The organism is Methanoregula sp. (assembly GCA_026625165.1).
Classification (GTDB): Archaea; Halobacteriota; Methanomicrobia; order Methanomicrobiales; family Methanospirillaceae; genus MVRE01.
On record CP112999.1, the window covers coordinates 783451 to 807414 of the forward strand.

At 53.7% G+C, this 23964-nt stretch carries 23 protein-coding genes; 17 read left to right on the forward strand and 6 right to left on the reverse strand.

Annotated elements, in window-relative coordinates; all coding sequences use genetic code 11:
* Window position 1 precedes the first annotated feature (1 nt).
* Window positions 2–688: a dihydrofolate reductase family protein gene (locus tag OS112_04190; GenBank protein WAC05834.1), complete on the reverse strand. Its 687-nt coding sequence runs from the start codon at window positions 686–688 to the stop codon at window positions 2–4.
* A gap of 140 nt (window positions 689–828) precedes the next feature.
* Here OS112_04190 and OS112_04195 point away from each other — a divergent pair, with 140 nt between their 5' ends.
* Window positions 829–1461, forward strand: a complete 633-nt coding sequence (locus OS112_04195) for a CDP-alcohol phosphatidyltransferase family protein (protein WAC05835.1) — start codon at window positions 829–831, stop codon at window positions 1459–1461.
* Here OS112_04195 and artA read toward each other — a convergent pair.
* Window positions 1433–2242, reverse strand: a complete 810-nt coding sequence (artA, locus tag OS112_04200; GenBank protein ID WAC05836.1) for an archaeosortase A — start codon at window positions 2240–2242, stop codon at window positions 1433–1435. The two genes, OS112_04195 and artA, sit on opposite strands and share 29 nt — an antisense overlap.
* Before the next feature lie 138 nt (window positions 2243–2380).
* Between artA and OS112_04205 the strand changes: the two genes are divergently transcribed.
* Window positions 2381–2695 (forward strand): transcription factor S, encoded by a 315-nt coding sequence (locus tag OS112_04205; GenBank protein WAC05837.1) that lies wholly within the window; start codon window positions 2381–2383, stop codon window positions 2693–2695.
* Window positions 2696–2778: 83 nt separating this feature from the next.
* Here the strand turns inward: OS112_04205 and OS112_04210 are convergent, their stop codons facing one another.
* Complete coding sequence (locus OS112_04210) at window positions 2779–2961, reverse strand: hypothetical protein (GenBank protein ID WAC05838.1); 183 nt, start codon at window positions 2959–2961, stop codon at window positions 2779–2781.
* A 90-nt stretch (window positions 2962–3051) separates the two neighbouring features.
* Here OS112_04210 and OS112_04215 point away from each other — a divergent pair, with 90 nt between their 5' ends.
* The 4 genes from OS112_04215 (at window position 3052) to OS112_04230 (ending at window position 4911) form a co-directional block, all read left to right on the forward strand.
* Window positions 3052–3204 carry a hypothetical protein gene (locus tag OS112_04215; GenBank protein WAC05839.1) on the forward strand — a complete coding sequence of 51 codons (153 nt, stop codon included), beginning with the start codon at window positions 3052–3054 and terminating at the stop codon, window positions 3202–3204.
* A gap of 75 nt (window positions 3205–3279) precedes the next feature.
* Window positions 3280–3423 (forward strand): hypothetical protein, encoded by a 144-nt coding sequence (locus tag OS112_04220; protein WAC05840.1) that lies wholly within the window; start codon window positions 3280–3282, stop codon window positions 3421–3423.
* 367 nt (window positions 3424–3790) lie between these two features.
* Window positions 3791–4351 carry a TATA-box-binding protein gene (locus OS112_04225; protein ID WAC05841.1) on the forward strand — a complete coding sequence of 187 codons (561 nt, stop codon included), beginning with the start codon at window positions 3791–3793 and terminating at the stop codon, window positions 4349–4351.
* 185 nt (window positions 4352–4536) lie between these two features.
* Complete coding sequence (locus tag OS112_04230; GenBank protein ID WAC05842.1) at window positions 4537–4911, forward strand: ArsR family transcriptional regulator; 375 nt, start codon at window positions 4537–4539, stop codon at window positions 4909–4911.
* Here the strand turns inward: OS112_04230 and rpiA are convergent.
* Window positions 4904–5602 carry a ribose-5-phosphate isomerase RpiA gene (gene rpiA / locus OS112_04235; GenBank protein WAC05843.1) on the reverse strand — a complete coding sequence of 233 codons (699 nt, stop codon included), beginning with the start codon at window positions 5600–5602 and terminating at the stop codon, window positions 4904–4906. The genes OS112_04230 and rpiA overlap by 8 nt on opposite strands.
* Before the next feature lie 195 nt (window positions 5603–5797).
* Between rpiA and OS112_04240 the strand changes: the two genes are divergently transcribed.
* Window positions 5798–6208, forward strand: a complete 411-nt coding sequence (locus OS112_04240) for a rhodanese-like domain-containing protein (protein WAC05844.1) — start codon at window positions 5798–5800, stop codon at window positions 6206–6208.
* A 16-nt stretch (window positions 6209–6224) separates the two neighbouring features.
* Here OS112_04240 and surE read toward each other — a convergent pair whose 3' ends face one another.
* Window positions 6225–7013 (reverse strand): 5'/3'-nucleotidase SurE, encoded by a 789-nt coding sequence (surE, locus tag OS112_04245; protein WAC05845.1) that lies wholly within the window; start codon window positions 7011–7013, stop codon window positions 6225–6227.
* Between the two features lie 80 nt (window positions 7014–7093).
* Between surE and OS112_04250 the strand changes: the two genes are divergently transcribed.
* Entirely contained in the window at window positions 7094–7981 is an 888-nt protein-coding gene (locus OS112_04250; protein ID WAC05846.1) for an ATP-grasp domain-containing protein, read from the forward strand.
* Window positions 7978–8940 carry a H4MPT-linked C1 transfer pathway protein gene (locus OS112_04255; GenBank protein WAC05847.1) on the forward strand — a complete coding sequence of 321 codons (963 nt, stop codon included), beginning with the start codon at window positions 7978–7980 and terminating at the stop codon, window positions 8938–8940. Before OS112_04250 ends, OS112_04255 begins: the two co-directional genes overlap by 4 nt.
* 132 nt (window positions 8941–9072) lie before the next feature.
* Here the strand turns inward: OS112_04255 and OS112_04260 are convergent, their stop codons facing one another.
* Window positions 9073–9693 (reverse strand): hypothetical protein, encoded by a 621-nt coding sequence (locus OS112_04260; GenBank protein ID WAC05848.1) that lies wholly within the window; start codon window positions 9691–9693, stop codon window positions 9073–9075.
* Window positions 9694–9881: 188 nt separating this feature from the next.
* Here OS112_04260 and fdhF point away from each other — a divergent pair, with 188 nt between their 5' ends.
* The 8 genes from fdhF to OS112_04300 all read left to right on the forward strand — a co-directional run bounded on the left by fdhF (window position 9882) and on the right by OS112_04300 (window position 23927).
* Window positions 9882–11942 carry a formate dehydrogenase subunit alpha gene (gene fdhF, locus OS112_04265; protein WAC05849.1) on the forward strand — a complete coding sequence of 687 codons (2061 nt, stop codon included), beginning with the start codon at window positions 9882–9884 and terminating at the stop codon, window positions 11940–11942.
* Between the two features lie 2 nt (window positions 11943–11944).
* Window positions 11945–13198 (forward strand): Coenzyme F420 hydrogenase/dehydrogenase, beta subunit C-terminal domain, encoded by a 1254-nt coding sequence (locus OS112_04270; GenBank protein ID WAC05850.1) that lies wholly within the window; start codon window positions 11945–11947, stop codon window positions 13196–13198.
* A 341-nt stretch (window positions 13199–13539) separates the two neighbouring features.
* Window positions 13540–14433, forward strand: a complete 894-nt coding sequence (locus OS112_04275) for a formate/nitrite transporter family protein (protein WAC05851.1) — start codon at window positions 13540–13542, stop codon at window positions 14431–14433.
* Between the two features lie 23 nt (window positions 14434–14456).
* Window positions 14457–14960, forward strand: a complete 504-nt coding sequence (locus OS112_04280; GenBank protein ID WAC05852.1) for a nucleotide-binding protein — start codon at window positions 14457–14459, stop codon at window positions 14958–14960.
* A gap of 44 nt (window positions 14961–15004) precedes the next feature.
* Window positions 15005–15841, forward strand: coding sequence for a hypothetical protein (locus OS112_04285; protein ID WAC05853.1), 837 nt, complete (start codon window positions 15005–15007; stop codon window positions 15839–15841).
* Window positions 15842–16033: 192 nt separating this feature from the next.
* A complete protein-coding gene (locus tag OS112_04290) occupies window positions 16034–17398 on the forward strand; it encodes a hypothetical protein (GenBank protein WAC05854.1) in 1365 nt (454 codons plus the stop codon).
* A gap of 35 nt (window positions 17399–17433) precedes the next feature.
* The gene (locus OS112_04295) at window positions 17434–20583 is read left to right on the forward strand and encodes a PD-(D/E)XK nuclease family protein (protein ID WAC05855.1); all 3150 of its coding nucleotides are present in this window, start codon (window positions 17434–17436) and stop codon (window positions 20581–20583) included.
* A gap of 2 nt (window positions 20584–20585) precedes the next feature.
* Window positions 20586–23927: a UvrD-helicase domain-containing protein gene (locus OS112_04300; protein ID WAC05856.1), complete on the forward strand. Its 3342-nt coding sequence runs from the start codon at window positions 20586–20588 to the stop codon at window positions 23925–23927.
* Window positions 23928–23964 lie beyond the last annotated feature (37 nt).

The window sequence follows — 23964 nt, forward strand, 5'->3', positions numbered from 1 at the left end:
ATTACCCTTCGCGGTACAGCACATCATACTCGGAGACGAGGTTGGTGCCGCACATGTAATGGTTCTTGAGCCTCAGCCGTATCATCTCGTCCTCGGAATTGATATGCATCCCGCCGACAAGCGACGGGGTGTCCGAACCACCGACGATAAAGGGGAGGTGGATCAGCCGGATCTCATCGACGAGCTGGTGATGGAGCATGTGCCAGTTCAGCGTCGGGCCTCCCTCGATCATGAGCCTGTTGACATGAAATTTTTCTTTGAGTATCTTCATTAAAAGCGGGAGTTCGACATGGTGCTTTCCCGCGACTGCCACATGAACGCCCCTGTTCTTTATCGCCGCGACGCGATCTGCCGGTGCCTGATCGCAGACAGCGATCACGCTCGGGGCATCCGGACCAAGAACATTTGCATCCATCGGGATGTCTGCCATGCTGCAGGGGATTACCCGCAGAGGGCTTTTCCCGGGGACGAGCCGTACGGTCAGGAAGGAATTGTCAATCCGGATCGTGTTTGCGCCGACCATGATCGCATCATATGCCGCACGGGTCTCGTGGAGAAGGATCTCGGTCTCGTGCGCCATGTACTTCATCAGGATCTTGCTTGACGCTCCTTTCTTTAGCGTCAGTTTGCCGTCAGCAGTGATCTCTGACATCATCAGGACATGCGGACGGTTCATTGTGTCTGGCATTTCCACTCCACTCTTGTCTATCATTTGTCAGGGCATATAAAGAAGATGACGATGGCCAAGCAGGTGGGATTTTAATTCAGGACGGGATGTTATTTTTTTAGGCAACAATTTTTATGAGGCGCAAACCCATGATTTGAGCTATGAATATTACTGCGTACCGGTCAAGGTTCATAGGCTATCTCGAACCGGTAGCAGACCTGTTTGTGAAGGCCGGGATCACGCCAAACCAGATCTCGCTTCTTGCACTGTTCGCAGGTGTTCTGTGCGCCATCCTTTTCTACCGTGGTGAATTTCTCTGGGGCAGCCTCGCGCTGTTTGTATCAGCGGTCTTTGACCTTGTTGACGGGAGTGTGGCACGAAAGACCGGTGCCCATACCGATTTCGGGGCGGTCTTTGACTGGATCGTTGACAAGTACGTTGACGCCCTCGCCCTGCTGGGCGTCGGGCTCTCGGGTATTGCAATCGTGAGCGGGCTTTTGCCGGTATCTCCAATGGCCGATTACGCGATTGTCGCGTTTGCGATTATCGGTTCGCTCATGAACACCTTCATCAAACCCGTCGTGTATGCAGAGATCGGGTACCGGGAGAAGGTGGGGGGCAAAATCGACGACCCGCTTGAAGGGGTCGGGTTCTTCGGCAGGCCCGAAACCCTTCTGGTCCTGATCCTAGGAGGGGTGTCTGGTTATATCTGGGTATCGGTCATCATCATCGCGGCCTGCACGAACCTCTCGGCAGTCCAGCGGATTATTTACCTCTATAGAACATTGCCCTGACTTCACTGTAATACAACTGGTACAGGTCGTCAGCAAAATTCCCAAGGTCCGGGATGATCCGGAACAACCCGTATGCGATGGCAACCAGCAGCACAAGCGCAAGCAGTTCGGCGATCACGTTGTGCGCCCAGAAGAAACTCTCGTACCCGAACTCGCCGTTGCCCGCGATCTCCGGGTGATACGGGAACCACTGTCCGGTATACGCCATGATCACAAAGACGTTGCGGAGCAGGTTTAAGATGTAGATGGTCGGTGCGACAAGGAGGAATGCAGTTATCTTCTGCCGGAAGCTCGTGGAAACGGCAGAGGCAACCCCCAGCATGATCGCAATGCTCTGGATGCCCGTGCAGGCGAGGATGATCTCGACGCGCAGGTTGTTTCGGGCGATGATGTTCCAGTCGGTGAGCGTGACCGTGTGGCCGAGCGAGTCAAGGATAAAAGCTACCTGCCCGACAACGATCCCGATCAGCCAGTCCCCGACTGCCGGGATATATTCAAACGGGGCATAGATCAAGAACGCAACGGCCGCCGCCCGCGACAGGCTGATGACCCGCCGGTCATCGCGGAGCAGGTATTTGACGGTGATATACAAAAACGGCACCGAGAGTACCGCCATCAGGGGGTACATGAAATTATTTTCAGCGAAATATTCAGGAAGGTTTGCAAAGAGGGAAAGGACAATGAACGTCCAGCCGATGATCGCGGCATACTTCCTGGACCGACCGGGTATCAGGAATGCCAGAAAACCGATGCATGAGATCAGCACCAGATACTCGATCATTAAAGACATATTCTCGTCAAACCAAAAAAAGGATTCTCAAAACCTGCAGGATTAATCAGGTATGTTTGACTCTCGTGCAGTCTGCGTCGTTGGGATCATCCACAGGTTCATCTCCTTTGGGAGCGCATTACTGTAGCAATGTTCTGCCCTGAATGTAAAACCATGCTGATCTCTTCGGGGGGCCAGCTCAAGTGCAGGAAATGCGGCTATATCAGGAAGATCGGCGGGGCTGACCAGATGGTAAAAGAGAGGAAGCGCACCGAGAACGAGATTACCATAGTGGATGATGAGGATGAAAAGATCAAGACCATGCCCACCATCCAGATCAGGTGCCCGAAATGCGATAACAACCTCGCCTTCTGGTGGCTGCGCCAGCTCCGTGCCGCAGATGAGAGCGAGGTCAGGTTCTTCCGGTGCGTCGAATGCAGCCACACCTGGCGGCAATACGATTAATAGAATAATGTGCTTTTCTGATACATGCTAAAAAAATAAAAAATATCCGGCTTTTAACTCAAAATAAAAAAAATCAATTCGGTTTATTCCGGTAAAAACCGTTCGAGGTGACATTCATCACCCGTAAGTTTCTCACCGGGTCTGAGCGCCAGAAGGTTGGGGTGGGCATGGTCGGCACACACGTATGCCGAGCAGCACCCGAACCCCTGGTACCCGATCGCATCTTTCCCGCAGTACTGGCATGTATGGCGTACCATTTCTCCCATCAATCTTTACCTTACCTGTGGACTGGTTACCCGTCCAAGAACAATAAGGTTGTTTTTTAGATTCCGGCATTTTCAGATTCGGGTGATGTAATGGTCATCAAGGGTCCCGCATTGAAAAAGATGTTTGCCGAACTTGCCGGCGGTGAGACAAAACACCGCGAATTCCTGCAGAATTTGCTCACAAAGGACATCAAGGCAATGAACATCGATGCAAAGGAGGATTTCAAGGTCGGCGACCCGTAAAAAACACCAGCCCTTATGCCCGACATGAAACCACTCGACGGACTTGTCGTTGCGATCAAAAAATAGCTCGAAGCAATGTCGATGTATACCCAGCATGCAAACGCCAGCATGGACGCGGCAATAAAAAAACTCTTCACTGACCTCGCCTCAATGGAGCGGGGGCACAAGGCCCGGCTAAAAGACATCTACATCGAGATGGTATTTCCCGGAGTGTGGTAACGCAGTAATTGTTGCCTGTATTACTCCATCTGGTTTGCAGGCAATTTTTCTTCTCTTTTTTTCAGGCAGAGAGCTAATTTTCCGCAATTTTTATTAATCCGATCCGGATCGGTCACATTCGCGAGCGAACGGTTACAAAACGAGCTCATCTGCCATGTGCGGATTATGCTTTTGCCCGATAGCAATACCTTCAGAGATCGAATTTGTCCCGTCTTGTCCAAGACCCGGTCCGGCAGGATCATACAGAGTGTTCTCAAGGCAAAAGAGAAGTGGATCAATCCCGGGGATATCCCGACCCTTAAAGTTTAATGTTAATGCAGTTTATCTAACCCAACTTTTTAAATACTGTTCTGTGGCATTTATAAACATGAAGGTCAGACCAGAAGATTCCCTTAAGATTGAAAATATCGTTGCCTCTGCAAAGGTGACCGATTATCTGGATCTCCCGGAGCTCGCGTCAAAGATCAAGGACGCCGAATACAACAAGAAACGCTTCCCGGGTGTTGTCCTGCGGATGCAGAACCCTAAGATCGCTGCTCTGGTCTTTGGTTCAGGCAAGGTGGTCTTGACCGGTGCAAAGAGTATCGAGAGCCTGAGCAAAGGCCTGGAAATTCTGGGAAAACAGCTTCGTGACTTAAAGATCGACATCCCGAAGAAACTGACGTATAAGATCCAGAATATTGTCACTTCCGCAGACCTTGCCACCGCAATCAACCTCAACAAGATCGCCGTCGGGTTCAACCTGGACCGGATCGAGTACGAACCCGAACAGTTCCCTGGCCTCGTGTACCGGCTCGAGAACCCCAAGGTGGTTGTCCTTCTCTTCGGGTCCGGCAAACTGATCATCACCGGCGGCAAGGAACCGGAGGATGCAAAGAAAGCGGTTGTCAAGATCCTCGCTGACCTGCGCAGCCTTGGCCTGATGTAAACATTTTCCTCATTATTTTCTTTAAAAAACCATTAGTTATATTTAAGTTATAATTTTTTTATCAGACTCATCAGGGTTATTATATTTAAATTATTCTCTCATTGATGAACGATACCATAATATATATATCGCATATTAGATATGGATATCTGGAATTTATAGAAAAAATATTCCGGATGTGTTGTATGCGACAGGAAAATGTGATGTATTTTACGGAAAAGGAAGAAGAGTTTGCAAACCTCCTCATTGAGATCGGCACCAAGAGAAATGTTGCCAAAGTGCTCGTGTTTTTAGCAAACACTCCGGAGGCGACCTCCCGCGCCATCGAGCGGGGCACGGACCTCCGCCAGCCTGAAGTCAGCATTGCAATGCGGTACCTGATGGAACATGCATGGATCACGAGCAGGGAGAGCAAGGCAGAGAGCAAGGGAAGACCGGTCAAGATCTACGAGCTGGCTAAACCGATCAACGACATCATGGACAGCATAGAGAAAGAAAAGAAGAAAGAAGCCAACCACCAGCTCCAGCTCATTCAGAAATTACGCAATTATATCAACTGATTTTTTTTAGGACCCGGCACCTTTTTTCATCGCCTGCGATTACTTTTGTCTTTTTGTAAAAGCCGGTAAAAAGTCCGCTCCCGATGACCCCCGGGATCCCCACAAGGGCGGCTTCTAGTGCTTCCGGGTCACCGATCGCCCCGAAGGCACAGTCAATTTCAAAGTTGCCATTGTCGGTTATGACCGGCCCGTCTTTTTTTATCGCCTCGCGCACGACCGGCACGCCGCCCATTGATTTCAGCTTCGCCATCACCGGAGTGAGGGCAAACGGCAGTACTTCGACAGGGACCGGGGCATTCAGGCAGGGTGTCAGTTTTGATGCATCAACCACGACGATGAACCTGCGGGCGGCGGCAGCCACGCACTTTTCCCGGGTCTGGGCAGCACCCCTGCCCTTGATCAACCGGAATTGCGGGTCGACCTGGTCGGCGCCATCGATTGCGAGGTCGAGAACAGGGTGCTCATCAAGAGTTGTCAGCGGGATGCCGTACACCCGTGCCCGGATGGCAGTCTGGTACGAAGTCGGGACTCCGCTGATCTCAAGACCGGCCGAAATTCGTTCCTGCAGACGCTCCATCGCAAAAAAGACCGTTGAGCCCGTGCCAAGGCCGATAACCATGCCTTTCTTCACAAGGTCCGCGGCTTTATATCCTGCGGCGCGTTTGCCCGCGTTTGCTGCCTGCTTTTCCATCAATCTGATAGATATCGGTGCATGAATAATTAAGCGTGGCGTCCCGGTTCTTTCCGGACGGACTGCGGCCCGGCATGTCTCCAAAGGTACGTGGCATCCGGCAGGAAAAAAACAGGATGCGGCACGCTTCCTCACAGGAACGCGGGAATACCTTCACACAAATGTTTATTGTGCAGGGTTTCCAAGGAGAAGACGATGACAACTGTGAAGGTCCTCTCTTTAATTCTTATCATCATGCTGTCCCTCCTTGCCTGTGGCTGTACCCAGCCTGCAGCTCCCCCATCGGGCAGCAGCACCAGCTATACCGATGTGACACCGGCAGAAGCAAAGACGCTGATCGATACTCATCCCGATCTCGTTATCATCGATGTATCGCCGTATTATGACCGCGGGCACCTGCCCGGTGCAATCAGCATTCCTGTTTCAGCCCTGTCGTCACGGCTTCCTGATCTTGACAGAACACGACCGTACCTTGTCTATTGCCACGGTGATGCCCCGAGCATCCAGGGTGCGACCACGCTCGTCAATGCCGGTTTCTCCCCGGTTTACCGTCTGAAAGGTAACTATGCCGCGTGGGTTTCGGCAGGGTATAAGGTGGAGATGTAAGAGCACCTCCGGCTCATTATTTTTTTTCTGACAAAAGATCTTTGAGTTCCCCGTCTGCAGAAAACGCGGTGCAGTCAAGCGTTATCGGCGTGACTGAAATGTTGCCTTTGCGGATTGCGTGAACATCAGTGCCCTCCTCAGCATCGTCGATAAGCGGCCCGTTGATCCAGTAATACGGGCGTCCGCGGGGATCAAGGCGCTGTTCAACGCCGGTCCTGAACAGTTTGTGTGCAAGGCGCGTGATCTCATAACCGCCTTTGATGGTTGAGGGAATGTTGACGTTGATCACATCAGCGCCCGGGGGAAAACCCTCTTTGAGGACGCGGGACACGACATCGCAAATGACCTTTTTTGCGGGTTCAAAACTCTGGCTGTGGTGCCGGGGATCATCAAACTTTTCCCCCTGGTCCTCGACCTGGAGCGAGAATGCGATCCCTTTGGTGCCCTGGTTGGAGGCTTCCAGGGCTGCACCGACAGTTCCCGAGGTCATGATTGACTCAAAAGAAAGGTTCTCCCCGATGTTCACCCCGCTCACGACCAGCGTCGGGTTTAGTTTTAACGCGTAGAGCCCGATGATGACCGCATCGGTCGGTTTTCCTGCGACCGCATATGCCGGGTTCCCGTTGATCATCACCTTGTTTGCCCGTATCGGTTCGAAGATGGAAATTGACCTGCCGACTGCGCTCTGCTGGGTCGCCGGTGCAACTACGGTCACGTCAGCAATGCCGGACAGCGCTTCGTACGCCGCCCAGATGCCCACCGAGTTGACGCCATCATCGTTGGTCAGCAGGATCGAGTCTCTCATGCTCATCCTCTTTGCACGCACCCTTCAAATAATTCACCGATCCGTCAGTCTCATCACCCTGCCAGTGCTACAGATCAGGGATGAGAGCCCTGCTTGCCGAATACACGGTGTCGCACGACCCCTCCCTTGCCCCGGAGGGCGCGGCGATGCTTGCTGTCCTTTCACAGAGTTTTATCCGCTGCGGGTATGATGTCGTCAGCCCCGGGGCCGGGGATTTCGGGGATGAGATCGCCCGCCTCGCACCGTCCTGCGACGTTGGCCTTGTGATCGCACCCGACCATCTGCTGTCCCGGTATACGATGATCCTTGAACAGCACACCCACAACATCGGGTGTGGCGCCATGAGTGCCGCAGTCTGCGCGAACAAGGTGCACACGGCAAAGATCTTAAGAAGTCACGGCATCCCGGTCCCTGATGAAATGAGCACGGGAAGGCGCGTGGTCAAACCGGTGAACGGGTGCGGTGCGGCCGGTGTCCGGCTGACGGAAGAACCCACCGGACCAAAAGAGTTCGGCCAGAGGTATATCGAGGGCGAACACATTTCCGTCAGCCTTGTCGGGAGCAGGGTGGTGGGGGACGCGTGCATGTATTTCTCGGGTGCGCCGCCGCTCGTGCTCGCCCTGAACCGCCAGTCCATAAATGTGGGGGATGATGGTGTATTCCATTACCTCGGCGGGGAGACACCGGTCGATCACCCGCGTCTTGCGGAGATCGCGGACTGTGCAAAAAAGACTGCCGAAGTCCTCGGCTGCCAGGGCTACTGCGGGGTTGATGTCGTTGTATCTGACCGGGTGTACGTGGTCGACGTCAATGCCCGCATCACAACAAGTCTTGTCGGGATTGCTGCGTGCATGAAAGAAGAGATCGCAGAAATTCTCGTTGCTGCCTCAAAAGGTGAGCCGCCTGCGCAGGTTCACCTGTCCGGCACTGTGAAGTTTGACAAGGCAGGGAAGGTCACGGCTGCATGATCGGGATTGATGTTGGCGGCGCGAACCTGAAGATCGTTGACGGTGACGGTGTCCACATCCATTATTGCCCGCTCTGGACAGGATCGCCGCTCACCAGGCTGCTCGCGCAGTACCGGAAAAAATCCAGCGAGCCGGCAGCAGTTGTCATGAGCGGCGAGCTTGCCGACTGCTTTTCTGGCAAAGCGGAAGGTATCGCATATATCATGCGTGCAGTTCAGGAGGTATTCCCGTCAGCCCTCTTTTACGGGACTGATGCAGCATTCCATGCCGTAGCCGTCCCGCAGCTTGCTGCGGCAAACTGGCTTGCTTCAGCGGATTATTTAAGAGAACAGTACCCGGATTCCGTGCTTGTGGACGTGGGGAGCACTACGACAGATATCATCCCGCTCCCGTGTTTTGCAGACCTTAAAGGGCTGACTGACCTCAGGCGTCTCCAGAAGGGATACCTGCTTTACACCGGCATGCTGCGGACAACGCTGCCTGCCCTTGTGCGCACGTTTGATATTGACGGTACAAAGACACCGGGCAGCTCCGAATATTTTGCCATTTCTGCTGATGCCCACCTCGTGCTCGGGCATATCACGCCGGAGGAGTACTCCTGCGATACTCCTGATAAAAAGGGGAAGACTGAAAATGCGTCCCTGCGCCGGCTCTCCCGGGTGGTCTGCGCGGACTTAGAAGAGATCGGGGAGCAGAATGCAATTGGGATCGCCTCGCAGTTCTGGGACGCGCAGCGGACACTTGTCTGTGACCGGGTGCGTGCTGTCATGAAAGAGTCCGGCGCCTCATCGGTCGTAACAGCCGGCACCGGTGCGGCGCTCTTTGCAAAGGAGCTTTCCGGCACGGATCTTTCAGATGAGATCGGCCCGTTTGCTGACGCTCTGCCTGCGTACGCTGTACGGGAAGTGGCGGCACGGGAAAATGTCCCTGAATCCCGTTCCCGTCGCGCGAAACGGTGAGACAATGAAGCAGAGGCTTATTATGCCTCCACCCTTCCCGCGGGTGTCGGCAAAATGAATCGGGCATGGCTGATTGCAGGAGGTCTGTTTGCCGGCTCACTACTGCTCTCACTCATATTCTGGATGATCGGATTACCGTTCTTTGTCGCCTTCCTCTTCCTTCCGTTTATCCCGTTCCTTTCCCGGAGCTGGCGGCTGAAGCGGTGCCCGCGATGCGGATGGGAAACCACAGGCAGCGAGCGCTTCTGCCCCTTTGATGCGGTCCCCCTCGCTGAGGCTGGTGGCGAGGGAGGAGAGGGCAACAACTGACATCGGGAGCCGGATGCCAAATACGCTGGCTGTGGCAATGGGCGGGAGCGGACGGCGCACAAAATTCCGGACACTCATCCGGTCGATGTAAATTCCAACTTTTTCAAGATATGTGGCAGTCCGCGTGAGGGGCATTGTCCCGGGCAGGGTGACGCAGAGGTCGACGACCGGTGAACCAACCCGTGTCCCCGGATAGAACGGTTCATCGGCAAAGCAGACTTTTTTGCAGTCTTTGCAAAAGAACCGTCTGACAAAAACATGGATCGGGCGGCGCCCCACCCCATCTGCCATTATCGCGAACTGTTTCTTCTTGGTGTCATACCCGGATAATGCACCGCCACACGCCGGGCAGGCACCCCGTTCATCAAAGACCACCCCGTCGCAGGCAGATAGTGCCGTCTGTATGAGATCCGCAATCATGGGCGGGATGCGGGGGCTTTTCACTGGCGGACACCCTCCTCTGGATTTTTCTTATGCGAAAAAGCCGGAATTTCAAGAACCATGAACTCCACTCGCAATGAAGGTATTGAATTTCATCAGGGATGAACCCACCGCTATTCATCAATTTTTCATAAAATTTCAGAATCCTTAAATAATGTTAAGTACAGATGATTGTCGTTCGAGGTTAGAACATGGATATGAAATACGTACCAACAACATGCCCGTACTGCGGTACCGGCTGCGGCTTCAACCTTGTTGTCGTGGACAAGAAGGTTGTCGGCGTCCAGCCATGGCACCGCAATCCCGTCAACGAGGGCAAGCTCTGCCCCAAGGGGAACTACGCGCATGAGTTCATCAACAGTCCTGACCGGCTGACAAAGCCGTTAATCAAGAAAGACGGCAAGTTCGTCGAAGCAAGCTGGGACGAGGCCTACAAGCTGATCGCCGAGAAGTTCAAGAAGTACCAGGGCGAGCAGAGTGCATGCCTTGCTTCTGCACGTGTCTCCAACGAGGAGAACTACTTAATGCAGAAGTTTGCGCGTGCAGTCCTCAAGACCCCCAACATCGACCACTGCGCCCGGCTCTGCCACGCATCGACAGTTGTCGGGCTTGCCGGTGCATTCGGGTCCGGTGCAATGACCCAGTCGATCGCAGACATTGCCGAATCAAAGTGTCTTTTGATTATCGGCAGCAACACGTTTGAGACCCACCCGCTGATCGGGCGCCGCGTGATGCAGGCAAAGGCGAATGGTGCGAAAGTCATCTATGCGGATCCACGGCTCACTCCGACCGGTAAATTCGCAGACCTGTACCTGCCCTTTTACTCGGGCACAGATGTGGCCATCTTCAACTGCTTCATGCAGCAGATCATAAAGAACGGCTGGGAGAACAAGGAGTTCGTCAAGAACCGTACCAAGGATTTCGAGAAGGTCAAAGAGATCGTGATGAAGGACACCTACAGCCCGGCGAATGTCTCGAAGATCTCCGGCATTCCCGAGAAGGACCTCATCACTGCAGCAGAGTGGTTCGGGAAGTCCGGCCAGTCCGCAGTCCTTTACTCGATGGGGATCACCCAGCACACGACCGGCGTAGACAATGTCAAGTCGATTGCAAACCTCCAGATGCTGACCGGAAACCTCGGCAGGCCCGGCACCGGTATCTGCGCACTGCGTGGCCAGAACAACGTGCAGGGCGCCTGCGATATGGGAGCGCTCGCAAACGTGTACTCCGGCTACCAGGCTGTCATCGTCCCCGAGATGAAGAAGAAGATGGAGGACGCGTGGGGATGCACGATTGCCGAGGGCAAGGTCGGTCTTACCGTCACCAAGCTGATCAACACGCTCGCTGACGAACCCGGCAAGGTCAAGTGCGTCTATATCATGGGTGAGAACCCGATGATCTCCGACCCCGATCTCCACCATGTCGAGAAAGCAATGAAGAATGTCGAATTCATGGTCGTGCAGGATATCTTCCTGACCGAGACTGCGCAGTTTGCAAACGTCGTGTTGCCCGCTGCCTGCTATGCCGAGAAAGACGGCACCCAGACCAACACCGAACGCCGCGTCCAGAAGTGGCGCAAAGCCCAGGACCCGCCCGGCGAGGCAAAAGCCGACTGGCAGATCTTCTGCGAGCTGGCAAAGTACATGGGATTCGAGAAACAGTTCCCGTACAAGAGCGCGGAAGAGGTATTCACGGAGATCTCCAAGGTCACCCCGTCCTATGGTGGCATGGACTATGCACGGCTCGAAAAACCCGAAGCCCTCCACTGGCCCTGCCCCACCAAGGAACACCCGGGGACCCCGATCCTTCATAAGGAGAAGTTCACCCACCCGGACGGACTGGGCATCTTCACGCCAATCGAGTTCAAATACCCGGCTGAAGTTCCGGATAAGGACTACCCGCTCATCCTGACCACCGGGCGCTGTATCTGGCAATGGCACACCGGCACGATGACCCGCCGGTCCGAGAACCTCGAGCGCGAGGAGCCCACGGGCTGGGTCGAGATCAACACCGAGGACGCAAAAGCAATGGGCATCAAGGACAAGGAGATGGTCAAGGCAATCACCCGCCGTGGCGAGATCACGGTTGGCGCCCGTGTCACAACGGGGATCAAGAAGGGCGAGGTATTCATCCCGTTCCACTACGTGGAGTGCGCGGCAAACACCCTCACCAACAATGCGCTGGATCCGACTGCAGCCATCCCCGAGTTCAAGGCCTGTGCTGTGAGAATTGAGAAGATCAAGGAGGCCTGACCATGGCAAAGAAAGGCGATATGCTCTACGCGTGGACAAACGACGCAGAGATCAAGAAAAAGGCTGAGCTTGGCGGCGCAGTCACCGGGCTCTGGAAATACGCGCTCGAGTCCAAGATGGTGGACGCTGTCCTTGCCATCACAAAGGGAACAGACCTCTATGACGCACAACCCGTGCTGATCACCGATCCCAAGGATCTTGTGAAAACAGCCGGCTCCCTCCACTGCGGGACGCTCCTCCTCCCCAAGCTCGTCAAGAAATACCTTGACGGGGCTGCTACGAAAAAGATCGGGGTAACTGTCAAGGGATGCGACGCGATGGCGTTCTATGAACTCGCCAAGCGCAAGCAGATCAACCTTGACAATGTCATAATGATCGGGGTCAACTGCGGTGGATCGGTCAGCCCGGTCACCGCCCGTAAGATGATTGCCGACAAATTCGGTGTCGACCCGGACAAGGTGCACAAGGAAGAGATCGACAAGGGCCAGTTCATCATCGAGTACGAGGGAGGCCACAAGGGCATATCCATCGACGAGCTTGAGGAACAGGGCTACGGCCGCAGGTCCAACTGCCGCCGGTGCAAGATGAAAATCCCCCGCCAGGCGGACCTTGCCTGCGGCAACTGGGGTGTCATCGGTGACAAGGCAGGCAAGGCAACCTTTGTCGAGGTCTGCAGCGAGAAGGGTGCAAACCTTGTCAACGGGGCAGTGAAAGCAGGCGTCCTCGCAACCGAGGCACCGAACCCGAAGGGGCTCGAGATGCGCGGAAAGGTCGAGGGCGCGATGATGAAGCTTGGCGACAAGTGGCGCAAGCACGATTTCGAGAGCCTTGGCGAGGGCAAGGACCGGTTAAAGAAGATCATGACCGAGACAAGCCGGTGCATCAAGTGCTACTCCTGTATCGAGGCGTGCCCGATCTGCTACTGTGTGGACTGCACCACGAAGAACCCGGCGTACGTGACCCCCGGCCAGCTGCCGCCGAACTTCATGTTCCACCTCATCCGCTTTGCCCACATTGCGGACAGTTGTGTCAACTGCGGCCAGTGCCAGGAACTCTGCCCTGCCGAGATACCCAACGCATTGTTCATGCACGCCCAGCAGGTCGAACTCGAGAAGATGTTCGGCCATGTGCCGGGCACCGACATGAAACTCCCGCTCCTTGCACTCGTTGAGGAGAAAGCGGAACGCGAACGCCTGCACAACACCGGCAGCGACATGATCTACGAGAACGTGTTCAACCCCGTGCCAAAACACTAAATAACCCTTTTTTTGTATTATTTTTAATTTTGATAGGCAATTTGTAAACTATTCTTCATTTGCGCGCATCTAATCTTCTGGATTTATTTAAATACCACGACATGCCCGAAGACTGTCTGCCGGGATCATTTCGTGATAAAATTTCATTATTTTTTAAAAAATTAATGCAAACTGTTTAACATATTTCTTTACCAGTACACCAAAATATCACAATAAAAGTCCCGTTCACAGAAACAATCCGATAATTATTAATATTCCCATTAAAGATTTTTATTTGGCCTATACACAATTGATTTAATATGTTGCTGGTATAGGTGGACGTTTCAGAGGTGTGTAAAAAAATGGTGTTTCATCCTCCGGTAGCAATCGTCGCTAAGGCTGGCGATGCCGGTAAGTACAAAGTGGGCCTGCCCGCATGGAACATGGTCCTTCGTGGATTCATGTCCGGCGCATATATCGCCATGGGTGGCGCTCTTGCAACCGTGTGCAGCACGGGGATTGCCTATTCGGCAGCACAAATTACTGCCGGAGCCGTTCCAGGTGGTTTCGCATCAGCTGGTATCGCACAGTTGATTCTGGGAGCAGTGTTCCCGGTTGGGCTTATCATCACCGTTCTTACGGGTGCTGAGCTCTTTACGGGCGATGCAATGCTCGCCCCGATGGCTGCATTCATCCACAAGATCAGCTGGATGCAGGTCCTGAACCTGTGGGTCTTTGTCTATATCGGGAACCTGATCGGCTCAATCTTCTGGGCATATCTTATGGCAAACGGTCCGTTTGTATCATTTGACGCAGCAGGAGCCGCCACGGTTACCGCATTTGGTTCACGTGCAATTGCCATCGCAGGCGCAAAGGTAAGTTACGTCGGCATGATGGGCATGTATTCAGCGTTCCTCAAGGCAATCGGCTGCAACTACCTTGTCAACCTCGCCATCCTGCTCGGGATCTGTTCCGATGACATGGTCGGCAAGTTCTTTGGCATCTGGTTCCCGATCATGGCCTTCGTTTCCAGCGGACTGGAACACTCGATCGCCAACATGTACTTCATACCGGCAGGAATCTTCACTCAGGGCTTTATCACTGACCCGACCAAGATCAACGCAGGTATCAACTGGGTTTCGATGTGGACGGCAAACGTCATCCCGGTTACCCTCGGTAACATTGTCGGAGGCCTGTTCTTCGTCGGTGTTCTCTACTGGGTTGCGTTCCAAAAAGAGATCGCAGCACTGAAGTAGATTAACCACAAACACTCTTTTTAATGAAGATTGGAAATGTTGACGTCAAGGTCTCGATCGTATCGATCGCGGTCTTTGTGTTCTTCACGATTTTTCTGGTTGCTGCCTCCGTGTTCAGCCCCGAAGTCAGGTCACAGCTCATCTGGCTGATCCCGGTCCTGTTCATGCTCCTTGTCATCCCCATCGCGCTCAATTATATGAGCCGCAGCCAGTATGCGGATATTGAGCCGATCTATGAGCGTGAGGCAAAGACGGTGCGGGTCAAGCTTATCAATGAGAATATGGTCGGCAAAATTGTGCGGATCGAGGGGGTTGTGGAACGTATCCATTTCCAGTTCTTAAACCGCCCGCAGTATACCGTGGCCGATCGTTCGGGTGATATCTCGGTCAAGATGTTTACCAGCCCTGATGAGGACGTGAAGGTGAACGATGTGGTCGAAGTGCTGGGGCAGGTGATCCGGCGGTATATCGTCACCGGGGACCCGGTCATCAACTGTGTCTCGATCAAAAAAATAAAAAAAGAATAAAAATACATTACAAGACAAAAAACCGCCTTCAGTCAGGTCTGCATATGCCGTTTATAAAACCAAAGGAATCCGGCAGTAATTTGTTCCGGTGGCTTGAACTGTCAGTCCCGGCCCTCTCGTTCGGGGGAGCGTTCATTGCTGTCATCTTCTGGATTACGGATTTCCCTGCGGATTTCCGGATCTCAATTCTCGGGTGCGTGTTCGCTTCATGGGTGCTTGCCTATCTGGCATGGATGCGGGAAAAAAAAGACATTGTTGCGCTGACAACCCCGATATATTCATTCATCTTTCTGGCAGTGCCGACAGACAATTTTTCTGCAGTCATACTAGAACTGCTGTATGCGGCAAGCCTGACCATCCTGCTCGTCCGGCTGAAATACCGGTTCGGCAGATCAGGTGCTGCAGAATCCGACAGGAAAAAACTTGCAGAACCACTCAGGACTTATGTCGAACAGACCCGTGATTCATTTATGGGTACCAGCCCGGAAACAGCGCATCACGCAACCGTAGCATTTGTCCGGTTTGCCGAAGGGGAGTTTAAAGAGTCGTCGCAGAGGTCTGTCGTCGCTGCCGGTCAACCTGGTGATACCGGGCCGGTATCATCGCTGACCCGTGCGTTCATGATCGTTTCAGAGCATGCAATACTTCTCGACCAGTCGCTTCCCCGGCCTGCCACGTACCTTACCTTTTTACCGGAAGATTCCGGTGTGCTCGCAAATCCACTGCTCCCTGCACAGGACGATGATGCGGGATTTTATACGACTCTTGACAATGCCCTGCTCCTGCTCTTCTCTGCTGCATGGAATGCGTCCGTAGCGGATGACCGCCCCCACCTGCTTTCATGCCAGGCGTTTGCCCGGAAACTTATGAGCGGGAAATAAAATCTTTTTAAAAACCCTTATGTATTATTGATTTTCTCTCTGGGGGGTTCTTGAGTCCCGGCTGATCGGAGCGTTGGCCTGGTACGGGAGTGATCATTTTTTGGGGGCATACCGTATTCTAATAACATTTATCCTCACAAAACTCATCATTCGTGTAGAGACTGTTGCATTGTGCAGCAGGGTGTAACCTTCATGGACGCTCCCTCATTTGAAAATCTGCGCAGGTTTTTTGAACGGATAAAAAATATCGGCTTTTTTGAACGGCTCTTTTTCTGGCGGTCGTTTGTCTCGGCAAGCCATGATGCTTATAGCGAGTACCAGCAGCTTAACGGTTCTGTAAAGGATCTCGCAGAAGAGAGCCGGGCAGCGGCCGAACAAAACCGGACCCTTGGCCGCGACCTTGAGACCGTGCGGGCGCAGGTTGGGGTGCTGCAGCAGGAGCTTGCGGCAGAACGGGCGCAGATCAAGGTGATTAACGAGCGGATCTCTGATAAAGAGCGGGAGCGGGCAACGCTGTCGGCCACACTTGCTGAGACACAGGCCAATTCAGAAAAATCAATTCTACAGCTTAAGGCAGAACTTGCGGCAAACCTTGCCAAATGGGATCTACTGAATACGCAATACTTAGAAGCTCGGGAGACAATTAGCCAACACGTACAGAGAGAGGAGGGGCGCCTGCGGGATCATGAACAGAGAATTGCTGGACTCAATTCCTTCCAAAAGCAACTCGAAGATAACATTCAGCGCATCAATCAGGAGCGAGAAGAGGAAATACACCGTATGTATGAAGACATGGAAAAAACATGGCTGAATCATGAAGAAATGGTGGAATCTACCCTTCGGAACATCTGCCGTCAGCATAACATCGAATATTGCGATAAAGAAAAGTTCCCATATTCAGGAAAACCTGATAACTCTGTTGTCATCTGCAACCAGTATGTAATTTTTGATGCCAAGAGTCCGAAGGACTCTGAAAATCTTGAAAATTTCCCATCATACATCAAGAGCCAAGCACAAAATATTAAAAAATACGTCAAGGGCGATGATATTAAGCGAGAAGTCTTTTTAGTAGTCCCCACAAATGCCATCACATCCCTTCCTGAAGTGGTTTACAGGATAGGAGAAGTCAGGGTTTACGTTATAACCTATGACAGCATGGAACCGATAATTCTCGCTTTGAAAAAAATCGAGGAATATACTTTCGCGGAACAACTAAGTCCGGAGGATAGGGAAAATATCTGTCAGGTTATTGGTAAATTTGTACATGCATCCAAACGGAAGATCCAGATCGATACGTTCTTCTCGAAATTATTTATTGAATTGTTAGAAAATTGCGATTCTAGTTTGCCTCAAAACATCCAAGAAAAACTGGATGAAATAGAAAAGTCGGAAATAATGAATCCTCCATCCGAACAGCGGAATAAAATGACTCCTTTGCCCGGGCTTGTGAAGTCAGTAAAAGTATTGGAAAAGGAGGCCGAAGCCCGCGAGATCGATATGACGGCGGTTACAAAAGACAAAATCGAGAAGATCACGCTGAATAAGTTCTTTGAATAATCCTGTTTTTTCATCTGAAAGGTTAATCACCTAGTATGTCAGCACCCCCGGCCCGGAAACCAGCCCCCCGTACGATAATATACGCGGGTACTCCTGAGAACGGGGTTGATTTATTTGTTGGACAGTTTATCGCTGCGTCTGCTGCCGACGCGTTCACTTCATGGCTTGTTCTGCCCACGCGGCGACTCGTACGTGAGGCAGTTCAGAAGATCCGGGATCAGAATATCCCGCTAGTCACATCCCGGATCTGCACTCCTGATGACCTCTGCAGGACGTATTTTGAGGAGCATCGTACGAGTACGCGTTTCATCTCCCCGGCCGAATCGAATCTGCTCCTTCTCCGGATCCTCAACGAAAAAAAAGCGCAAGCCCCTCTCTTTTTTACCGGCAGTTCCCCCTCATCAGGCACCCGGGAGAGTTTCCAGGAATTTATCAATGTCGTCATCCGGAGAAAGATCGCGTATCCTTCATGTCTTTCCGATCTCCAGAGCGAGAAGAGCCGGCAGATCGGGTTAATCACCGCCGCATACCGGGAACACCTTACCCTTTTGGGTCTTGTGGATTCCGACACGATTCTTGAATGGGTGATCGGGCAAATCAAATCTTCCGATGAGAATACATTCGGGAAGGTTTTCGTCTATGGTCTTTATGAGCCGCTACCCCTTGATCAGGATCTTCTTCGTGCCATCCGCGACCATTCAACTGAATTCACCTATGCAATTCCCGGTAATGTCGACCCGGACCAGGTACGGGGCGTCATGCGCTGGCTGGGGACTGAAGGCACAGAGATGATCCCAGAATCGGGACAACAAAACCCGCTGACGGGAATTTTTCGCAGGAATGACAGGATCGATACCGGTGAGAGGATCCGGACCGGAACATTTCCCACACGGTACAGGGAAGTCGCTGCTGTTGCTGAAGAGATCCGCCGGCTCCATGAGAGAAACGTACCGTTTAAGGAAATTGCGGTCACGTTTCCCGAAGCCCGCGAAGCAGTCACACTCATCGGGGAAATTTTCTCAGATTTTGACATTCCGTGGAACACCACGACAAAAAAACGAATCTCCCTTGTCCCCATCGTCTCATTTCTTATCAGTATCAGCGGGGTTGTCGCCGGCCAGTATTCCCGCGAAGACGTCGTGCGGCTGGTTGGCAGTCCCTACTTCAGGTACCGGAAAAGATCTCCTGTCCCCGGTACCCCGCAGGATACGGATCCCGGCGAACTCGACCTTGTCTCCCGTTATGCCCAGATCGAACAGGGGCAGCAGGACTGGTTCGAACGACTGGATCGTCTCCATACGAGGCTGTCAGCCAGTGCGGATGCCGGTGATATTGCGCCGTTTTCCCCAGAATCTGTTGAGCGGGTACACACACGGATCAGACCCCTGTTAGAGGATCTTGCCCGTCTTGAGGGTACAAAAACACTGCAGGAACATACGGAGGTTTACCTTGACCTGCTCTCGGGATGGGGACTGGATGAACCGCCTGCTTCACCGGGACAGGATGAAACGATTAGCCGGGAAGAGGGAGCAGCGCTGGACAAATTTTATGAGTGTCTCCGAAGTCTTGGTGCCACCGCAGGTTTTCTGGCTGGTGAGAAGATAGACTCTCGTGAATTCCAGCAGATCCTCACAATCCTCGCAAAAGACTCGGAGATCCCCCTTACCCGGAATCAGGAAGGGGTCGCCCTTTTAGGGGTGAGGGAATGTGTGCATGAACATTTCACGTATCTCTTCCTTGCAGGCCTGACGGAAGGGGAGATGCCCCGGCTCACCACCCGCATCCCGTTCACCAACACGCTTGAGAACACCCGGCTGGGAACGCGCACGCTGGAAGAGATCCTGCGTGAGGGCCGGTATTATTTTGTTTCGGCGCTCCTTGGCGGTTCATCCGTTTACTTAAGCGCCCCGCTCTCTGACGGGGAACAACCGCTCCTGACATCAGCATTTCTCGAAGTGGTGAAGGCGAGGACAACTGCCGTTCCCTGGGATGTGGGAACAGAGGATTTTGTCCATTCCGGAAAGGAGGAAGCGATCCGTGCGGGGGCTATGATCGCAGGGGATATTACCTGCGCCTCGCTCGATCATCTTCCCGTTGATGTGGAGATCGATGATCTTGCCGGACGCATTAACATGGAAGGCTATTACCGCAGGGGTATTCCAGATTCTCCCTTTGACGGCGTGCTGTCGGGCGATGAAGGGATCTGCGCGGAGCTTTCAAAGCGGTACGGTCCGGAACATGTCTACTCCGCGACCACACTTGAAACGTACGCAGAGTGTCCGTTCCGGTTTTACCTGATGCGGATCACCGGGCTATCCGCACTTCCTGAAGTCGAACCAAACCTCTCTGCAAGCGATCGCGGTATTGCGGTCCACAATGTCCTTACAACATTTTACCGGCGCTGGAAGGCCATGGGAAAAAGGAGGGTGATTCCTTCTGAATTGTCAGATGCAACCACGCTCATGATGGAGATTGCATCAGAAGAACTCATGAAGCAATCATTCCAGAGCCCGCTCTGGGAAGCGACCTGCGTACAGATGCTCGGGAGTAGTACGACCGGCCCCGGGATCTTCCGGCTGTTCCTTGAGAAGGAGGCTGCCGAAGAAGGCTCACCGCTTGTGCCGGCATTTTTTGAACTGGCATTCGGCATGAAATCCCACGACTCTGATGATCCTGAATCGGTACCGAAGCCTGTCGAACTTACCGGGGATGCGGGATCAGAATCCATCCGGATCAAAGGGAGGATCGACCGGATCGATCTTACGCCAGACGGGTTCTTTTCGATCTCCGATTACAAGACCGGTTCACAGCTTGCCAGTACAAAAGATATCGAGGCCGGCACAGCCCTGCAGCTTCCCCTGTATCTCCTTGCCTTCGAGAAGATCTCGGGAAAGACCGGGGTTGCTGCAGGGTATTACCGGATCCGGAGGGAGGTTGACAACAAATTCGTGCTGCTCGATGAGCCGGCACGGGACTTCATCATCTCATCCCGTCCACGGGTTACAAAAGATTTCCGTGAACTTCTCCTCAGATCGCACCGGCAGGCATCGGGGTATATCCGCAGGATCCGGAGCGGAAGTTTTCCGCTTCCTGTTGAAGAGAAGTGCCCGAACCAGTACTGCGAGTTTTCAACCATCTGCCGGTTCGATCCATTCCGCATGTTCTTTACCGGGGAGGAGGCCTGATCATGCCGGCAACCGGGCGGCAGAACGAGGCGATAACGGAACATGACCGGAGCATGGTCGTGACTGCCGGGGCCGGTACCGGCAAGACCTACGTGCTCGTGCAGAAGTATGTCAACCTCATCGAGACCCGGGGTGTGGGTGTTCCGGAAATCCTTGCCCTGACCTTTACGGACAAAGCGGCAGCGGAGATGAAAGAGCGGATCAGAAAAGAGATCTCGCGACGGTCCGGGCCTCTCTGGGAGAAGGCGGCAGACGACTTTATGGTCGCGCCGGTCCAGACATTCCATTCATTCTGTGCGCAGATCCTGCGGGAGTTCCCGCTGGAGACCGGCCTCGATCCCGGGTTTGCAGTGCTGGACGAGGACCTGATGGCTCGCATTCACAGCCGGTCGTACGAGGAACTGATCCACCGGGCCCAGCCGGAGCCGGTCAACAGGGCAACCGTGCAGGTGCTCTCCTGCACCGACCAGTACACGCTCCGCAAAATGCTCTTTTCGATGTACGGGAAGCGGGACCAGTACCTCCGGTTTTTCAAAGCGCTTAAAGAGGATGAATCAGGAGTACTTGCTTTCTGGCAGGAGGATGTGCACCGGTTCCGGGACGCCGAACTTAGATCCCTTGCAACTGATCCGCAGTTTTCATCGGATGTCAGCACGCTCCGAAATTTTGCCGCAGCGTACGAGGGAGTGAATGACAAGGCTGTACAGTACCTTTCCGGGATCCGGTCTTCCCTTGATGAGTTATCCCGGTTCTCCGACGCATCGGCATTCTGCAGTGCTGCCACTGAAATTCTTTCTAACCGGCCTGGCAACGTGGGGAATAAAAAGGTCTGGAGAGGAAACGATCTCGACCAATTCAGAAGAGCCCGCAGGAGCCTTGTTCAGGTTCTTGAACAGAAAGAACCGCTCTTCCGCTTAACCGTTGATCCTGCCGATCCGCTGATCACCGGTTCCCTGCAACTGCTTCACAATCTCTCCTTTGTATTCCCGCGCTATCTTGAGATTGTTGGCGCTAAGAAATCAACGCACGGCGGGCTTGATTTTTCCGACCTGATCCTGTATGCACGGGAACTTTTCACGCAGCATTCCGATATCGTCGCAACGCACTTTGCCCGGCGGTACCGGTACATCCTTGTCGATGAATTCCAGGACACCGACCCGACACAGTTCGATGTCGTGCTCGCGCTTGTCGGCGACCTGCAGCCCACCACGGACTGTCTCTTCATCGTTGGCGATCCCAAGCAGTCCATCTACCTGTTCCGGGATGCGGACGTGACCCGGTTCAAGGCGGCTCAGGAGATCATCGAACGCTCCTGCATGGGAAAGACAGTAGATCTCGACACCAGCTTCCGGAGCACGGGCGAGGTGATCGGGTTTGCCAACATCCTTTTCAGATCGCTCTTTTCGTCAACTGAAAAACCGTGGGAGTTTCCGTACGAGCGGATCCTGACTTCCCCGGGACGGGCGGAACACCACGGGACGATCGAACTGCTGCTGCCACGTTCGGGAGAGACCAGTTCTGAAACGAAACGGAACGAGGCGGAGATTGTGGCCCGGCGGATCCAGTCCCTTGTCTCATCGCGGATCGGGGTGTACGAGGAGCAGGCCGATCACACGTTCATGAAACGAGCGGCACGGTACGGGGATATCGCGCTCCTCCTTGAACAGCGGACGAACCTTCCGCAGTACCTTGCCGCGCTGACCCGGTTCAACATCCCGTACTATGTCCATGGCGGGACGGGCTTTTATGGACGGCAGGAGATCTACGATCTTTACAACCTGCTCGCGTTTTTAGAGAATGAGCATAACGATGTGTGTTTGTTCGGTGTGCTGCGCTCGCCGTACTTCGGGATGTCGGATGCCGAACTCTACTTCCTGTCGCGTGAGCCCGGTGCTTCGTTTATTGAAAAACTCCGGCGCTCTGCCGGAAGGAGTGCGTCTGCCGGACGGGCATTGCGCCTTCTCTCTTCATGGCAGGAGTACGCAGGCCGGACCGGGCTTGTCGTACTGATCCGGAAGATCCTATCAGAATCCGGCGTGTACGCGGTGTACGGGGCGCTGCCGCAGGGTGCGCAGATCCTTGCCAACATCGAGAAGCTGGTCGCGATCGCCCGGCAGCGGGAAGAGGAGGGGCTCTACGGTCTTTCTGATTTCACGGCCGACCTCCGGATCGCGATGGAGGACGAAGAGCGCGAGGGCGAGGCGCCGCTCGATGCGTTATCGGAGCACGCCGTCAACATCATGACCGTCCACGCGGCAAAAGGCCTTGAGTTCCCGATCATCGTTGTCCCGGACATGGGCGTTTCGTTCCGGGACCGGCCGGAGAACATCATGATCGGCGACGACCCCCGGCTGGTCGGGGTTAAGGTTCCTGACCCTGACGACGGGTATGCCCCTGCCGAATCGCCGGTCCTCACCGCGCTGCGCGAGATCCAGCGGCAGAAGGAACGGGCGGAGAAAAAACGGTTGTTGTATGTCGCCCTGACCCGGGCCCGGGACCACCTCATCATGAGCGGGGTTTTACCGGAAGAGCCGCAGGCATCACTGGCCTTTGCCCGGACCCGGATTGAATGGATCTGCTCGGCGTTCAACATCACACCCGACGCAATCACGGCCGGCGGGATTACACTCGATCCTGGCGAAGGGTTCCGGCCTGTTCATCTCAAAATCATAACAGACCCGGCGGCGATTCCTGCGGAGACAGTTGAAGCGAAACCGTCGCTGATTACAGTTCCCGCCGATTGTGCCGGCATGACCGGAGGGCGCGTCCGGATAGAATATATACCAGAACCGGATTCTCACCGGGTGTACACCGTATCCGAGCTGGAGAAGATTGCCGGTGTTCCGGTTCCGGATCACCGGCCGGTCGTAGCGAAGTACCTGCCGAACGTTAACGGGACATTAAAGGGAACCATCATCCACGAAGTACTTCGGGGCCGGGATGCCGCAACTGTGCTGAAAGAATATGGCGAATATTCGGAAAAGCATGTCCGGCAGTGCGAGGATATTGTTGCAAAGTTCCGTTCGTCCGATCTGATGAAGCGGGTGAAGCGGGAGTTCTGCGAGCTGCCGTTTGAGGTTACCGTTGATGGGAAGTGGGTAACGGGGAAAATTGACCGGTTATGTGAACTCTCTGAGGGATCTTGGATTGTGATCGATTATAAGTCGGAGCCGGTTTTACCAGATGAGTATGCTTCTGTGGCGAAGGAGTACGAGGTATCGATGGCAATATACTGTGAGGCTGCCCGGCAAATCATGAAGAAAGCGGAAATCTCCGGGTACTTTTTCTTCATAGAGACCGGGGATTTTTCCGGGCCGAGGTTTCGTAAGTCTAAATCCGGTTAATTCAACGGGATTAAGTCTGGCGAATCCGTACAGCGTT